This is a genomic window from Citrobacter freundii complex sp. 2025EL-00176, from assembly GCF_053309355.1.
This window is the reverse complement of record NZ_JBRYHT010000008.1, coordinates 39,448-54,932: the sequence shown is the minus strand read 5'-3', so window position 1 is coordinate 54,932 and position 15,485 is coordinate 39,448. Positions and strand designations below refer to the sequence as shown.

General features: G+C 54.0%; 18 protein-coding genes. 15 read left to right on the top strand and 3 right to left on the bottom strand.

Features of this window, described 5'->3' with window-relative positions; genetic code table 11:
• Positions 1 to 10 precede the first annotated feature (10 nt).
• Genes ACVXHP_RS16025 through mdcH form a run of 3 tightly spaced genes read left to right on the top strand, consistent with a single transcriptional unit; the run spans position 11 to position 2,487 of the window.
• Positions 11 to 970 (top strand): AEC family transporter, encoded by a 960-nt coding sequence (locus ACVXHP_RS16025; protein WP_079225899.1) that lies wholly within the window; start codon positions 11 to 13, stop codon positions 968 to 970.
• A gap of 3 nt (positions 971 to 973) precedes the next feature.
• Complete coding sequence (locus tag ACVXHP_RS16020; RefSeq protein WP_278238684.1) at positions 974 to 1,591, top strand: malonate decarboxylase holo-ACP synthase; 618 nt, start codon at positions 974 to 976, stop codon at positions 1,589 to 1,591.
• Positions 1,591 to 2,487, top strand: a complete 897-nt coding sequence (gene mdcH / locus ACVXHP_RS16015) for a malonate decarboxylase subunit epsilon (protein ID WP_316128559.1) — start codon at positions 1,591 to 1,593, stop codon at positions 2,485 to 2,487. Before ACVXHP_RS16020 ends, mdcH begins: the two co-directional genes overlap by 1 nt.
• Before the next feature lie 93 nt (positions 2,488 to 2,580).
• On the opposite strand, the gene ACVXHP_RS16010 is transcribed toward mdcH, so the two are convergent.
• Together ACVXHP_RS16010 and ACVXHP_RS16005 are read right to left on the bottom strand one after the other, a co-directional pair.
• Positions 2,581 to 3,513, bottom strand: coding sequence for a LysR family transcriptional regulator (locus ACVXHP_RS16010; protein ID WP_316128567.1), 933 nt, complete (start codon positions 3,511 to 3,513; stop codon positions 2,581 to 2,583).
• Between the two features lie 16 nt (positions 3,514 to 3,529).
• Positions 3,530 to 5,431: an ABC transporter ATP-binding protein gene (locus tag ACVXHP_RS16005; protein WP_316128560.1), complete on the bottom strand. Its 1,902-nt coding sequence runs from the start codon at positions 5,429 to 5,431 to the stop codon at positions 3,530 to 3,532.
• Between the two features lie 132 nt (positions 5,432 to 5,563).
• Here ACVXHP_RS16005 and kefG point away from each other — a divergent pair, with 132 nt between their 5' ends.
• From kefG to slyD, 4 genes are all read left to right on the top strand, one after another.
• The gene (gene kefG, locus ACVXHP_RS16000; RefSeq protein ID WP_003023629.1) at positions 5,564 to 6,115 is read left to right on the top strand and encodes a glutathione-regulated potassium-efflux system ancillary protein KefG; all 552 of its coding nucleotides are present in this window, start codon (positions 5,564 to 5,566) and stop codon (positions 6,113 to 6,115) included.
• Entirely contained in the window at positions 6,115 to 7,920 is a 1,806-nt protein-coding gene (gene kefB, locus ACVXHP_RS15995) for a glutathione-regulated potassium-efflux system protein KefB (RefSeq protein ID WP_262798551.1), read from the top strand. The genes kefG and kefB overlap by 1 nt, the downstream gene beginning before the upstream one ends.
• Before the next feature lie 9 nt (positions 7,921 to 7,929).
• Positions 7,930 to 8,130, top strand: a complete 201-nt coding sequence (locus ACVXHP_RS15990; RefSeq protein WP_005121675.1) for a YheV family putative zinc ribbon protein — start codon at positions 7,930 to 7,932, stop codon at positions 8,128 to 8,130.
• 94 nt (positions 8,131 to 8,224) lie between these two features.
• Positions 8,225 to 8,830: a peptidylprolyl isomerase gene (slyD, locus tag ACVXHP_RS15985; protein WP_003023634.1), complete on the top strand. Its 606-nt coding sequence runs from the start codon at positions 8,225 to 8,227 to the stop codon at positions 8,828 to 8,830.
• A 112-nt stretch (positions 8,831 to 8,942) separates the two neighbouring features.
• Here slyD and ACVXHP_RS15980 read toward each other — a convergent pair whose 3' ends face one another.
• Positions 8,943 to 9,161, bottom strand: coding sequence for a protein SlyX (locus ACVXHP_RS15980; protein ID WP_038634770.1), 219 nt, complete (start codon positions 9,159 to 9,161; stop codon positions 8,943 to 8,945).
• Between the two features lie 232 nt (positions 9,162 to 9,393).
• Here ACVXHP_RS15980 and fkpA point away from each other — a divergent pair, with 232 nt between their 5' ends.
• The 8 genes from fkpA to fusA all read left to right on the top strand — a co-directional run bounded on the left by fkpA (position 9,394) and on the right by fusA (position 15,419).
• Positions 9,394 to 10,212, top strand: coding sequence for an FKBP-type peptidyl-prolyl cis-trans isomerase (fkpA, locus tag ACVXHP_RS15975; protein ID WP_042312080.1), 819 nt, complete (start codon positions 9,394 to 9,396; stop codon positions 10,210 to 10,212).
• A gap of 167 nt (positions 10,213 to 10,379) precedes the next feature.
• Positions 10,380 to 11,102, top strand: coding sequence for a helix-turn-helix transcriptional regulator (locus ACVXHP_RS15970; protein ID WP_003023643.1), 723 nt, complete (start codon positions 10,380 to 10,382; stop codon positions 11,100 to 11,102).
• Positions 11,102 to 11,488 carry a sulfurtransferase complex subunit TusD gene (tusD, locus tag ACVXHP_RS15965; RefSeq protein WP_200008679.1) on the top strand — a complete coding sequence of 129 codons (387 nt, stop codon included), beginning with the start codon at positions 11,102 to 11,104 and terminating at the stop codon, positions 11,486 to 11,488. The genes ACVXHP_RS15970 and tusD overlap by 1 nt, the downstream gene beginning before the upstream one ends.
• Entirely contained in the window at positions 11,488 to 11,847 is a 360-nt protein-coding gene (tusC, locus tag ACVXHP_RS15960) for a sulfurtransferase complex subunit TusC (protein ID WP_042312086.1), read from the top strand. Before tusD ends, tusC begins: the two co-directional genes overlap by 1 nt.
• A 7-nt stretch (positions 11,848 to 11,854) precedes the next feature.
• Positions 11,855 to 12,142 (top strand): sulfurtransferase complex subunit TusB, encoded by a 288-nt coding sequence (tusB, locus tag ACVXHP_RS15955; RefSeq protein ID WP_038634759.1) that lies wholly within the window; start codon positions 11,855 to 11,857, stop codon positions 12,140 to 12,142.
• 125 nt (positions 12,143 to 12,267) lie between these two features.
• Positions 12,268 to 12,642, top strand: coding sequence for a 30S ribosomal protein S12 (gene rpsL, locus ACVXHP_RS15950; RefSeq protein ID WP_003023654.1), 375 nt, complete (start codon positions 12,268 to 12,270; stop codon positions 12,640 to 12,642).
• A gap of 95 nt (positions 12,643 to 12,737) precedes the next feature.
• Positions 12,738 to 13,208 (top strand): 30S ribosomal protein S7, encoded by a 471-nt coding sequence (rpsG, locus tag ACVXHP_RS15945; RefSeq protein WP_003023657.1) that lies wholly within the window; start codon positions 12,738 to 12,740, stop codon positions 13,206 to 13,208.
• A gap of 96 nt (positions 13,209 to 13,304) precedes the next feature.
• A complete protein-coding gene (fusA, locus tag ACVXHP_RS15940) occupies positions 13,305 to 15,419 on the top strand; it encodes an elongation factor G (RefSeq protein WP_003023659.1) in 2,115 nt (704 codons plus the stop codon).
• Positions 15,420 to 15,485 lie beyond the last annotated feature (66 nt).

The window sequence follows — 15,485 nt, the reverse complement described above, 5'->3', positions numbered from 1 at the left end:
CAGGTGAAATATGACTTACGTAATTGTTCATGCTCTTGCTCCGATTTTCGTCATCATGCTGCTAGGATTCTGGGCCGGGAAGGCCAAAATGGTGGACAACAAAAATGTCTCCCTGCTCAATATCTTCGTCATGGACTTTGCATTGCCTGCAGCGCTGTTTAGCGCAACCGTACAGACGCCGTGGGCGGGTATCGTCGCGCAGTCACCGCTGATTGTGGTACTGACGCTGGCGATGTGGATTACCTATGCCGCCATCTATTTTATGGCGACCAAAGTGTTCAAGAAATCGCCGCAGGATGCCGCCGTGCTGACGCTGACCGTCGCGCTGCCGAACTACGCCGCGCTGGGTCTGCCGATTCTGGGTAGCGTACTGGGTGAAACTTCTTCCACCTCGCTTTCCGTTGCCGTTTCCATCGCCTGCGGTTCCGTGTTGATGACGCCGTTCTGCCTGCTGATCCTCGAACGTGAGAAAGCGCGCGCGGAAGGCGGTAACTCCGGTTCTACGCTGTCTATGCTGCCGGTACTAATGTGGCGTTCCATTAAAAAACCGATCGTTATGGGTCCGCTGCTGGGGGTTATCCTCTCCGCCATTGGTATTAAAATGCCGGAACTGGTGCTGGCGGCGATCAAACCGCTGGGTCTGTCTGCAACCGCGGCGGCGCTGTTCCTGACCGGTGTGATCCTCTCTGCGCGTAAACTGCAGATCAACACCGTGGTGATCACCTCCACTATCGCTAAGCTGCTGATTCAACCGGCCATTGCCTGGGGTATCGTGCTGATTTTCGGCCTGCATGGTTCCGTGGCGATTACCGCGATCCTGATGATTGCGCTGTCCGCGGGTTTCTTCGGCGTGGTGTTCGGTAACCGCTTTGGCGTGCAGTCGCCGGATGCAGAAGCCGTGCTGCTGTTGAGCTCGGTCCTGTGTATCCTGTCTCTGCCGCTGTTTATCTCGCTGACTTCAGGAATCTAAATCATGAGCACAACATTACGCCCACACGACCTTATCTGGCTGAACGCGCGCGACGCGCTCGAAGATGTCACGGAATCCTGGGTGGATACCGTCTGGCATAGCGGTCTGCCGGTGGTCGTGCGGCGTGATGTTGATGCGCAGGGGCGCGTGCCCGTGGGTGTCCGCGGGATGAAGCGCGACCAGCGCGCCGCCGGTTGGGTAAAAGCGGGGGCGGTCGTCCGCGTCTGCTCGCCGGAATCGCTGGTGGACCCGCTGGCGCTGCTGCGCTCGCCCTTTATTTCTCAGCCACCCGTTCAGGTGGCTTTGTTATTGGCGCAGCAGGCGTGGCCGTGGACATGGGGCATTACCGGCAGTACCGGCTATGCGCTGGCGACCGGGATCCCGGTTATCCACGCGGCAAGCGATCTGGATCTGCTGATCCGCGCGCCGCAGCCGCTGGCACGCGAGCCGCTGGCGATGTGGCAGCAGCAGCTGACGGGCGGGCTGTGCCGGGCGGATACCCAGGTGGAAACGCCCTGTGGCGCGTTTGCCCTCAACGAATGGCTGCGTGACGGTAAAGCACTGTTAAAAACCTCACAGGGGCCGCGTCTGGTGAGCGACCCGTGGAGCAGGGAGGAATAATGAAAATTCTGTTTACCTTTCCGGGGCAGGGAACGCAGCACGCAGGTATGTTGCAAAACCTTCCGGGAACAGAGTTAGCGCAGGCGCGTGAGGTGCTGGGGAGTGAGGCGGAGACGCTGGATTCCCCGCAATCACTGCAACATACCCGGGCGGTGCAGCTGGCGCTGCTGATTGCCGGTGTCGCCTGGGCGCGCGAGCTGGAGCGTCGCGGCGTGTCGCCGGATATCGTCAGTGGTTTGTCTATCGGTGCTTACCCAGCGGCGGTGGTCGCCGGGGCGCTGGATTTTGCTGATGCGTTGAAGCTCGTGGCGCTGCGTGGTGATTTAATGGAGCAGGCGTATCCGCACGGCTATGGCCTGACAGCGATTATGGGACTAACCCTGAGCCAAGTGGAAAATCTGGTGGCAGGCAGCGGAACCTATATTGCCAACCTGAATGCCGAAACGCAGATTGTGATTGCGGGTAGCGATGAAGCGATGGCCTGCGTGGCGAAGCGGGCGCTGGAAAAAGGCGCCAGCAAAGTGCATCGGCTGGCGGTGAGCGTGCCGTCGCACTGTGAACTCCTGGCGGAACCGGCGCAAAAGCTGGTTGAGGCTTTCAGTAAGGTGACGCTTTCTCGCCCACGCTACGCCTACCTCAGCGGCAGCACCGGGCGCGTACTGTGGCAGCCGGAACGTATTGCCGACGATCTGGCGATGAATATGGCGCGTACCGTGCGCTGGCAGGAGGCGGTTATCTCCGCTAACGAACGTGAAGCACGGCTGGCGATTGAAATGCCGCCCGGTGGCGTGTTGACCTGCTTAACGCGTCAGGCGGCGTGGGAAGGGGAGTCTGTTTCTCTGGAGCGCAGCGGCGTGGATGTTGCCGTGCATCTGGCAAAACGGCTTCGTGCGTGATGTGATTGCCCGATGGCGCTGCGCTTATCGGGCCTACAAAATCGGCTCGATACGCGTAGGCTGGATAAGGCGCGTAGCGTCGCCATCCGGCAATCAGGCGTTCTGGTTCAGCGTCCTGGCGTACATGCGCCCTTCGGCGGCCAGCGCCAACAGGCTTGGATCGCGCTCGCGGTTGCGGGCAAAGACAATGGCGATAAGCTGCTGCATCTGGTACGGCTGTGCCAGTTTCTGCAACTGTACGGTATTCTCATACATCTTCTTCATGCGCCCCGGCATCAAACAGAATCCTACCCCTGCCTGTACCAGACTGAGCATGGAGAAAATATCGTTCACGCGGGTGACAATTTCCGGCTCAAATCCGGCGATATGAAACGCTTCCTGAAAACCGGCATAGGTGGCGAAGCCTTCCGCCAGTGAGACAAACTTTTCATGGCGATAGTGGCGTAGGTCGGCCTTCGCGGTGGTATCCAGCCCGGCTGACATCGGCGCGGCAAGGTAGATATCGTCGTGGAACAGCGGCAGCACTTCCAGGCTGTTGCGGTCGATTTCGCTTTCTGAAATGGAGATGAGGATGGCGTCCAGCACACCATCTTCCAGCATCTTCAGCAGCGCTTCGTTGGAGCCCATGGTGAGATCCAGCTCCAGGTCAGGTCGGCGCAGCTTCATGCCCATAATCAGGTGCGGCACCGTCTCCAGCGTCAGTGAGTATAGCGTGCCAACCCGCAGGCGGCCCTGGCCGACGCCCGCCGTTTTGCGGGCCTCTTCCAGCCCGCGTTCCATCAGTTGGGTGACTTCCTGGCAGTACTCCAGTAGCGTCCACGCCGCCGGTTGGGCAATCAGATTGCGGCCTTTGTGGACGAACAGCGGGCAGCGGACGTTCTCTTCCAGGGTGTGCAGCGCCCGATGCACGCTAACGCCGCTGATGTTCAGCGCCTCGGCGGTACGGGCGATGTTGCCCTTCTCCATAAAGGTCATGAAGATGCTCAGCTTGCGGAAGGTTATGTCGTTGGTCGTCAGCTGATTCATCATCGTCTTCCCAAAGTTAGTCGGCCAGCATCTGTTCGAGTTGTTCCTGCGCATCCAGCCAGGCCATTTCACACTCTTCCAGCCCGGATTTGGCGTTCGCTTGCTGTTGCAAACAGGCCGTGAGTTCGGCTTTGCGACTTTGATCGTACAGTTCGCTATCACCGAGTTTCTCTTCCGCCTGCGCCAACTGCGCCTGTAGTTTCTCCATCTCTTTTTCCAGACGGATGATCTCTTTGCGTAGCGGCTGCGTCAGGGTGCGGAGTTCAGCTTCGCGACGCTTCTGATCCTTACGCGCCTGGGCGCTGTTCACGCTCTCCTTCGCCGGTTCGTCGCTCTGGTTTTCCTGTTTCTGCACATCGCTCAGCCACTGCTGATAATCTTCCAGATCGCCGTCAAACGGCTCGACTTTCTTATCGTGTACCAGATAGAGGTCGTCGGTGGTGGAGCGAATCAGATGACGGTCGTGCGAAACCACAACCAGCGCGCCTTCGAAGTCGATCAGCGCTTCGGTCAGCGCCTGACGCATATCCAAATCCAGGTGGTTGGTCGGTTCATCGAGCAGCAGCAGGTTCGGGCGCTGCCAGACGATCAATGCCAGCACCAGACGCGCCTTTTCACCGCCGGAGAAGCGGCGAGTCTCTTCGCTGACTTTATCGCCCTGGAAGCCGAATCCGCCGAGGTAGTCGCGCAGTTTCTGCTCCAGCTCCTGCGGCGCCATGCGCGCCAGATGCTGGATGGGCGATTCATCGGCACGTAAAAACTCCAGCTGATGCTGCGCGAAGTAACCCAGTTTAATGCCTTTCGCGAGACCGATTTCACCGCTAATGGGGGCCAGTTCGCCCGCCAGCAGCTTAATCAGCGTCGATTTACCCGCGCCGTTACGACCGAGCAGGCCGATGCGTGAACCCGGCACCAGATTCAGTTTGATCGAATCGAGAATGACGCGATCGCCATAGCCCGCGCTGACCTTTTCCATCTTCAGCAGCGGGTTTGGCAGGCTTTCCGGTTGACGGAAGCTGAAGTGGAACGGGTTGTCCACGTGCGCCGGGGCAATGAGCTCCATGCGTTCCAGCATTTTGATACGGCTCTGCGCCTGCTTCGCTTTGGTTGCTTTAGCGCGGAAACGATCGATATAGCTTTGCAGGTGCGCCACACGCTCCTGCTGACTTTCGTACATCGCTTGTTGCTGCGCGAGGCGGGTCGCTCGTTGGATTTCAAACGCGCTGTAGTTGCCGGTGTATTCGAACATCGTTTGCTGTTCGATATGAATAATTTTATCTACCACCGGATCGAGGAAGTCGCGGTCGTGGGAAATCAGAATCAGCGTACCCTGATAGCTTTTCAGCCATCTTTCCAGCCAGATCACCGCGTCAAGATCGAGGTGGTTGGTCGGTTCATCAAGCAGCAGCAGGTCGGAACGGCAAATCAGCGCCTGGGCCAGGTTAAGACGCATACGCCAGCCGCCGGAAAAATCGCTGACCGGACGTTCAAGCTGTTCGTTGGAGAAGCCGAGGCCATGCAGCAGGCTTGCCGCGCGTGAGCGTACGGTCCAGGCGTCAATGGCATCCAACTTGCCGTGGACGGTGGCAATAGCGTGTCCATCGTTACGTTCGTTGGCATCGTTCAACTGCGCTTCCAACTGACGATACTCGCGGTCGCCGTCAATCACGTACTCCAGTGCGGGCTGTGGCAACGCTGGCGTTTCCTGATTAACCCAGGCGAGCTGCCAGTTTCCTGGATAGGTAAATCCTCCGGCGTCGGCGCTGAGTTCATTTTTCAGCAATGCCAGCAGAGTAGATTTACCGCAGCCATTTTTGCCCACCAGACCAACTTTCTGCCCTGGATTAATGGTGGCCGTGGCATTGTCCAGCAAGACGCGCACGCCGCGACGAATTTGTAACGATGAGAAAACAATCATAAGGCGCCGTATGTTCAGACTATGTTAATTTATCATTATGATAATGTAATGTGTGGGCCGTTTGCCGCACCGAGGCGCCATGGTAGCCCAAAACGTCGAAAATAGACAAAAGACAAAACCGGGAGGGGGATGATGTTCCAGCCAGCGAAAGTCTTGCTGCTGTATGCCCATCCGGAATCTCAGGACTCGGTCGCGAACCGGGTTCTGCTTAAACCGGCCATGCAGCTCAGTAATGTTACCGTGCACGATCTTTACGCGCACTATCCTGATTTTTTTATCGACATTCCGCATGAGCAGGCGCTGCTGCGTGAGCATGATGTGATTGTTTTTCAACATCCTCTCTACACCTATAGCTGCCCGGCGCTGTTAAAGGAGTGGCTTGACCGTGTATTGAGCCGCGGATTTGCCAGCGGTCCCGGAGGGAATCAACTGGCGGGAAAGTACTGGCGAAGCGTCATCACCACCGGTGAGCCGGAAAGCGCGTACCGTTATGACGCGCTGAACCGTTATCCAATGAGTGATGTACTGCGCCCTTTTGAGCTAACGGCCGGTATGTGTCGCATGCACTGGATGAGCCCAATCATCGTTTACTGGGCAAGGCGGCAAACGAAGCAGGAGCTGGACAGCCATGCTAAAGCGTACGGTGACTGGCTGGCGAATCCGATTCCTGTGGGAGGCCGCTGATGGAAGGTTCTGATTTATTGACAGCGGGAGTGTTGTTCCTCTTCGCGGCGGTCGCTGCGGTGCCGCTGGCATCGCGGCTGGGTATTGGTCCGGTATTAGGATACTTGCTGGCGGGGATCGCTATCGGCCCGTGGGGATTAGGATTCATTAGCGATGTGGATGAAATCCTGCACTTTTCCGAACTGGGCGTCGTCTTTTTGATGTTCATCATTGGGCTGGAACTTAACCCGGCCAAGTTATGGCAATTGCGGCGTTCAATTTTTGGCGTCGGCGCCGCGCAGGTGATGTTGAGCGCAGTGGCGCTGGCTGGCTTGCTGATGCTCACCGCGTTCTCCTGGCAAGCGGCAGTGGTCGGCGGCATTGGTCTGGCGATGTCATCGACCGCCATGGCGCTACAGTTGATGCGCGAAAAAGGCATGAACCGCAGCGAATCCGGGCAACTGGGTTTTTCGGTGCTGCTGTTCCAGGATTTGGCAGTGATCCCCGCTCTGGCGCTGGTTCCACTGCTGGCGGGATCTGCCGATGAGCATTTTGACTGGATTAAAGTCGGGATGAAGGTGCTGGCTTTCGCCGGCATGTTAATTGGCGGACGCTATTTGCTGCGCCCTGTTTTCCGCTTCATTGCGGGTTCTGGCGTGCGGGAAGTGTTTACCGCCGCCACGCTGCTGCTGGTACTGGGTTCCGCGCTATTTATGGATGCGCTGGGATTGTCGATGGCGCTGGGAACGTTTATCGCGGGCGTACTGCTGGCGGAAAGCGAATACCGACATGAGCTGGAAACGGCAATCGATCCCTTTAAGGGCCTGTTGCTCGGACTGTTTTTTATCTCCGTAGGGATGTCGCTCAATCTCGGCGTACTCTATACCCATATTCTGTGGGTAGCGGCGAGCGTAATCGTGCTGGTGGTCGTAAAAATGCTGGTGTTGTATGTGCTGGCGCGACTGAATGGCATGAGAAGCTCTGAACGAATGCAGTTTGCCGGCGTGTTAAGCCAGGGCGGTGAATTCGCTTTCGTGCTGTTTTCAACGGCATCCTCGCAACGGCTGTTTCAGGGCGACCAAATGGCGCTACTGCTGGTGACCGTCACATTGTCGATGATGACCACGCCGTTGGTGATGAAGCTGATTGATAAATGGCTTTCCCGCCAGTTTAACGGCCCGGATGAAGAAGATGAAAAACCCTGGGTGGAGGATGATAAACCGCAGGTCATTGTCGTGGGATTTGGGCGTTTTGGTCAGGTTATCGGCCGCTTACTGATGGCCAATAAAATGCGTATTACCGTCCTGGAGCGAGATATCAGCGCGGTGAATCTGATGCGCAAATATGGCTATAAGGTCTATTACGGTGATGCCACCCAGGTGGATCTGCTGCGTTCCGCGGGGGCAGAGGCGGCACAATCCATCGTCATTACCTGTAATGAACCCGAAGACACCATGAAACTGGTGGAACTTTGCCAACAGTACTTTCCGCATTTGCATATTCTTGCGCGAGCGCGCGGACGTGTAGAGGCGCATGAGTTATTACAGGCTGGTGTGACGCAGTTTTCCCGCGAAACCTTCTCCAGTGCGCTGGAGCTGGGGCGTAAAACGCTGGTTACGTTGGGCATGCATCCGCACCAGGCTCAGCGTGCTCAGTTGCATTTTCGGCGGCTCGATATGCGCATGTTGCGTGAACTGATCCCCATGCATACCGACACGGTACAAATTTCGCGAGCCAGGGAAGCCCGGCGTGAACTGGAGGAGATCTTCCAGCGTGAGATGCAGCAAGAGCGACGTCAGTTGGATGGCTGGGATGAATTTGAGTAGAGGATAACTATGGCAATTCGTAAACGTTTTATTGCAGGCGCAAAATGTCCGTCCTGCCAGGCACAGGATTCGCTGGCGATGTGGCGCGAAAATAATATCGATATTGTTGAGTGTGTTAAGTGCGGTCATCAGATGCGTGAAGCCGATAAAGAGGCACGCGAACACGTTCGCAAAGAAGAGCAAGTGATCGGGATTTTTCATCCGGACTAGCGATATGGCGCAGCTTTTTTTAAGCTAGAGGGTACACGGGTGCAGAATTCCGCTACAATCTGCGCCACTATTCTTTCCATGCTCAGGAGATATCATGAAAGTAGCAAAGGACCTGGTGGTCAGCCTGGCCTATCAGGTACGTACAGAAGACGGTGTGTTGGTTGATGAGTCTCCGGTGAGTGCACCGCTGGACTACCTGCATGGTCACGGTTCCCTGATTTCTGGCCTGGAAACAGCGCTGGACGGTCATGAAGTTGGCGACAAATTCGACGTTGCTGTTGGCGCAAACGACGCGTACGGTCAGTACGACGAAAACCTGGTGCAGCGCGTTCCTAAAGACGTCTTCATGGGCGTTGACGAACTGCAGGTTGGCATGCGTTTCCTGGCTGAAACTGACCAGGGTCCAGTACCGGTAGAAATTACCGAAGTGGAAGACGACCACGTTGTGGTTGACGGTAACCACATGCTGGCTGGCCAGAACCTGAAATTCAACGTAGAAGTTGTTGCGATTCGTGAAGCTACCGAAGAAGAGCTGGCTCATGGCCACGTTCACGGTGCGCACGGTCACGACCACGATCATGACCACGGTCACGATGGTTGCTGCGGTGGTCACGGCCACGACCATGGTCACGAGCACGGTGGCGAAGGCTGCTGCGGCGGTGGCGGTAAAGGTAACGGCGGCGGCTGCGGTTGCCACTAATCGGTATGATTGCCTGATGGCGCTACGCTTATCAGGTTTACCGTAGGCCGGATAAGACGTTCACGTCGTCATCGGGCACAAAAAAGCGGGAATATCCCGCTTTTTTTACGTCTTAATAATGTGGCGGCGGGGTCTCTTCGGATTGCGACGCGATGTGGGACGGCTGTGTGGCTTTCAGCTTCTCAGTCAGCAGACGCAGATGATCGCGTAGTTTAGCCATTTCCAGTTCATGCGCTGTTACCGTCACGTTGAGCTCTTCAATGGTGATTTCCTGAAATGCCAGGCGGCTTTCCAGCTCGGCCAGGCGAGTTTCCAATGTTGTATCCTGCATGATTCACCTCTTTCTTTTTTCTCCGGCAGATCGCGGACTGCGGCGAATTCTACTTAACTTTGCCTGTTTGCACAGCACTCAATCTTCAGCAACGAAACTAATTTAAACAAAAAGAGTCTGAAAAGTGGTGATAATAGGGCGTGCCTGTATGTTGATTTGTTCTGCAACGCTTTATAGTACATTTTTATGTTAGATAACCCTGGGGTGAGATGCCCCGGCCCTGGAGATATGGATGAAATCACTGTTTAAAGTAACGCTGCTGGCGACCACAATGGCTGTTGCTCTGCATGCCCCGATCACCTTCGCTGCTGATGCTGCGAAACCAGCCGCTACTGCTGACAGCAAAGCAGCATTCAAGAATGACGACCAAAAAGCCGCTTACGCGCTGGGCGCGTCCCTGGGTCGTTATATGGAAAACTCCCTGAAAGAGCAGGAAAAGCTGGGTATCAAACTGGATAAAGATCAGCTGATCGCTGGCGTTCAGGATGCGTTTGCTGACAAGAGCAAACTGTCCGACCAGGAAATCGAACAAACTCTGCAGGCGTTTGAAGCGCGTGTGAAGAGCTCCGCTCAGGCGAAAATGGAAAAAGACGCGGCTGACAATGAAGCCAAAGGTAAAGTTTACCGCGAGAAATTTGCTAAAGAGAAGGGCGTTAAAACCTCTTCTACTGGCCTGATCTACAAAGTAGAGAAAGAAGGTACTGGCGCTGCGCCGAAAGACAGCGATACCGTAGTTGTAAACTACAAAGGTACGCTGATTGATGGTAAAGAGTTTGACAACTCCTACACCCGTGGCGAGCCGCTCTCTTTCCGTCTTGATGGTGTTATCCCAGGCTGGACTGAAGGCCTGAAAAACATCAAGAAAGGCGGTAAAATTCAGCTGGTTATCCCACCGGATCTGGCTTACGGCAAAACCGGCGTTCCGGGTATTCCGGCCAACTCCACGCTGGTCTTTGATGTAGAACTGTTAGACATCAAACCGGCACCGAAAGCCGAGGCGCAGCCAGATGCTGCACCGGCCGATAAAGCTGCAGACAGCAGCAAAAAGTAAGCGAACAGTAACCGCCGCCCACAGGGCGGCGGTTTTTTATTATCGACAGGATATAATTAATACTGGAAAGCGCCTTGTGCGCTGTATTACTTTAGATGCCCCTATAATAGTGATGAGCCTGCCCTGACAACATAACGACAGGCTCCTGAAAAGGAGTGCTTTTTTTCATGTCCAGGTCGCTTTTAACCAACGAAACCAGTGAGCTAGATTTACTGGATCAACGTCCTTTCGATCAAACTGACTTCGATATCCTTAAATCCTATGAAGCGGTTGTGGACGGGTTGGCGATGCTCATTGGTTCCCATTGTGAAATCGTATTGCACTCTTTGCAGGATTTGAAATGCTCGGCTATCCGCATTGCGAACGGTGAACACACGGGCCGTAAAATTGGCTCACCGATAACCGACCTTGCTTTGCGTATGCTGCATGATATGACGGGTGCGGATAGCAGCGTGTCGAAGTGTTACTTCACACGTGCGAAAAGCGGTGTCTTGATGAAGTCGGTGACGATTGCCATTCGTAACCGAGAGCATCGCGTGATTGGTCTGCTGTGCATCAACATGAACCTTGATGTGCCATTCTCGCAGATAATGAATACCTTTATCCCACCGGAAACCCCGGAAGTGGGTTCTGCCGTGAACTTTGCTTCTTCAGTAGAAGATCTGGTCACCCAGACGCTGGAATTCACGATCGAAGAAGTGAATGCCGATCGCAATGTATCCAACAATGCGAAAAACCGCCAGATTGTCCTGAATCTGTATGAGAAAGGTATCTTCGACATTAAAGATGCGATTAACCAGGTCGCCGATCGGTTGAATATCTCCAAGCACACGGTCTACCTCTATATTCGCCAGTTCAAAAGCGGCGATTTCCAGGGGCAAGACAAGTAATGCGCTTTACCATCATGGTAACGGGACCTGCTTATGGTACACAGCAGGCGAGTAGCGCGTTGCAATTTGCCCACGCGCTACTTAAAGAAGGGCATGAGTTATGCAGCGTCTTTTTCTATCGTGAAGGTGTGTATAACGCTAACTTCCTGACTTCGCCCGCCAGCGATGAGTATGATCTGGTACGGGCCTGGCAACAGTTGAACCAACAACATGGCGTGACGCTAAATATCTGCGTTGCAGCGGCGTTGCGTCGTGGTGTTGTTGATGAGGCTGAAGCAAAGCGGCTTGGACTGGCAGGTGCTAATCTACAATCAGGTTTCAATCTCAGCGGGCTGGGCTCGCTGGCTGAGGCGTCCTTGACCTGCGATCGCGTGGTGCAGTTTTAATGAAACGTGTTGCTTTTGTCTTTTCTACCGTGCCGCACGGCAGCGCATCCGGCCGTGAAGGGTTAGATGCATTACTGGCGACATCTGCGCTCACGGAAGATCTCGGCGTGTTTTTTATCGGCGATGGCGTCTTCCAAATCCTCCAGGGTCAACAACCGGACGTCGTTCTGGCACGAGACTATATCGCAACGTTTAAGCTGTTGGGGTTGTACGATATCGATCAATGTTGGCTTTGCGCCGCCTCATTACGTGAGCGGGGTCTTCAGCAGGGTGTTAATTTTGTGGTTGATGCCACGGCGCTGGAACCTGAAGATTTACGCCGTGAGCTAGGCAATTATGACGTCATTTTAAGGTTTTGAGACTCTCATGCTGCACACACTACACCGCTCCGCATGGCTTACCGATTTCTCCTCTCTTCTTCGCCTGATTGAAAAAGACGATGAACTTTTATTGCTCCAGGATGGCGTGACTGCCGCAATAGAAGGAAGCCGTTTCCTTGAAAGTCTGCAAAATGCCTCCATTAAGGTCTCTGTACTGGAAGAAGACATTAAAGCTCGCGGGTTAGATGGTCAAATTTCAGACAGTGTCGTCAGGGTTAGCTATACTGACTTCGTCAGACTTACGGTGAAGCATCCCAACCAGATGTCCTGGTAATTGTGGGATCGTTGTATATTTCTTGACACCTTTTCGACACCGACCTAAAATTCTGCGTCCTCATATTGTATGAGGTCGTTTTATTACGTGTTTACGAAGCAAAAGCTAAAACCAGGAGCTATTTAATGGCAACAGTTAACCAGCTGGTACGCAAACCACGTGCACGCAAAGTTGCAAAAAGCAACGTGCCTGCGCTGGAAGCATGCCCGCAGAAACGTGGCGTATGTACTCGTGTATATACTACCACCCCTAAAAAACCGAACTCCGCACTGCGTAAAGTTTGCCGTGTTCGTTTGACTAACGGTTTTGAAGTGACTTCCTACATCGGTGGTGAAGGTCACAACCTGCAGGAGCACTCCGTGATCCTGATCCGTGGCGGTCGTGTAAAAGACCTCCCGGGTGTTCGTTACCACACCGTTCGTGGTGCGCTTGACTGCTCCGGCGTTAAAGACCGTAAGCAATCACGCTCCAAGTATGGCGTGAAACGTCCTAAGGCTTAATGGTTCTCCGTTAAGTAAGGCCAAACGTTTTATATTAATGTCAAACTAAACTCTTAGAGTTTTGGACAATCCTGAATTAACAACGGAGTATTTCCATGCCACGTCGTCGCGTCATTGGTCAGCGTAAAATTCTGCCGGATCCGAAGTTCGGATCAGAACTGCTGGCTAAATTTGTAAATATCCTGATGGTAGATGGTAAAAAATCTACTGCCGAAACTATCGTATACAGCGCGCTGGAGACCCTGGCTCAGCGTTCTGGTAAAAACGAACTGGAAGCTTTCGAAGTAGCTCTCGAAAACGTGCGCCCGACTGTCGAAGTTAAGTCTCGCCGCGTTGGTGGTTCTACTTATCAGGTACCAGTTGAAGTCCGTCCGGTCCGTCGTAATGCCCTGGCAATGCGTTGGATCGTTGAAGCTGCTCGTAAACGCGGTGATAAATCCATGGCTCTGCGCCTGGCGAACGAACTTTCTGATGCTGCAGAAAACAAAGGTACTGCAGTTAAGAAACGTGAAGACGTTCACCGTATGGCAGAAGCCAACAAGGCGTTCGCACACTACCGTTGGTAATCCCTTCGGAGTTTTAGTCACCAGGCGGGCGCTTCTAGTAAGCAGCCCGCTTTGGGCTACTTAAATTGAACGCCTAAAAGATAAACGAGGAATCAAATGGCTCGTACAACACCCATCGCGCGCTACCGTAACATCGGTATCAGTGCGCACATCGACGCCGGTAAAACCACTACTACCGAACGTATTCTGTTCTACACCGGTGTAAACCATAAAATCGGTGAAGTTCATGACGGCGCAGCCACCATGGACTGGATGGAGCAGGAGCAGGAGCGTGGTATTACTATCACCTCCGCAGCGACTACTGCATTCTGGTCTGGTATGGCTAAGCAGTATGAACCGCATCGCGTAAACATCATCGACACCCCGGGGCACGTTGACTTCACTATCGAAGTAGAACGTTCCATGCGTGTGCTTGATGGTGCAGTAATGGTTTACTGCGCAGTTGGTGGTGTTCAGCCTCAGTCTGAAACCGTATGGCGTCAGGCAAACAAATATAAAGTTCCGCGCATTGCGTTCGTTAACAAAATGGACCGTATGGGTGCGAACTTCCTGAAAGTTGTTGGTCAGATCAAAACCCGTCTGGGCGCGAACCCTGTTCCGCTGCAGCTGGCGATTGGCGCTGAAGAAGCGTTCACCGGTGTTGTTGACCTGGTGAAAATGAAAGCCATCAACTGGAACGAAGAAGATGCAGGCGTAACCTTCACTTATGAAGATATCCCGGCTGACATGCAGGAACTGGCTGAAGAATGGCACCAGAACCTGATCGAGTCCGCTGCAGAAGCTTCAGAAGAGCTGATGGAGAAATACCTGGGTGGTGAAGAACTGACTGAAGAAGAGATCAAAAAAGCTCTGCGTCAGCGCGTTCTGAACAACGAAATCATCCTGGTAACCTGTGGTTCTGCGTTTAAGAACAAAGGTGTTCAGGCGATGCTGGATGCGGTAATTGATTACCTGCCATCCCCAGTCGACGTACCTGCGATCAACGGTATTCTGGACGACGGTAAAGATACTCCGGCTGAGCGTCACGCTAGCGATGATGAGCCGTTTGCGGCTCTGGCATTCAAAATCGCTACCGACCCGTTCGTGGGTAACCTGACCTTCTTCCGCGTGTACTCTGGTGTGGTTAACTCCGGTGACACCATCCTGAACTCCGTGAAAACTGCACGTGAGCGTTTTGGCCGTATCGTTCAGATGCACGCCAACAAACGTGAAGAGATCAAAGAAGTTCGCGCGGGCGATATCGCTGCTGCAATCGGTCTGAAAGACGTGACCACTGGTGACACTCTGTGTGACCCGGATCACCCGATCATTCTGGAACGTATGGAATTCCCTGAGCCGGTAATCTCCATCGCGGTAGAACCGAAAACCAAAGCTGACCAGGAAAAAATGGGTCTGGCTCTGGGCCGTCTGGCTAAAGAAGACCCGTCTTTCCGCGTATGGACTGACGAAGAATCTAACCAGACTATTATCGCTGGTATGGGTGAACTGCACCTCGACATCATCGTTGACCGTATGAAGCGTGAATTCAACGTTGAAGCGAACGTCGGTAAACCTCAGGTTGCTTACCGCGAAGCGATTCGCGCGAAAGTTACCGATATCGAAGGTAAACACGCTAAGCAGTCTGGTGGTCGCGGTCAGTACGGTCATGTTGTTATCGACATGTACCCGCTGGAGCCGGGTTCAAACCCGAAAGGCTACGAGTTCATCAACGACATCAAAGGTGGTGTAATTCCTGGCGAATACATCCCGGCCGTTGATAAAGGCATCCAGGAACAGCTGAAATCTGGCCCGCTGGCAGGTTACCCGGTTGTTGATCTGGGCGTGCGTCTGCACTTCGGTTCTTACCATGACGTTGACTCCTCTGAGCTGGCGTTTAAACTGGCCGCTTCTATCGCCTTCAAAGATGGCTTTAAGAAAGCGAAACCAGTTCTGCTTGAGCCTATCATGAAGGTTGAAGTAGAGACTCCGGAAGAGAACACCGGTGACGTTATCGGTGACTTGAGCCGCCGTCGTGGTATGCTTCGTGGACAGGAATCCAACGTCACTGGCGTTGTTATCCATGCTGAAGTTCCGCTGTCTGAAATGTTCGGATATGCAACCCAGCTGCGTTCTCTGACCAAAGGCCGTGCTTCTTACTCCATGGAGTTCCTGAAGTACGACGATGCGCCGAACAACGTTGCTCAGGCCGTTATTGAAGCCCGTGGTAAATAAGCCACAGGATTAAAACCTAAGTCCCGTGCTCTCTCCATAGGGGAGAGCACTATAGTAAGGAATATA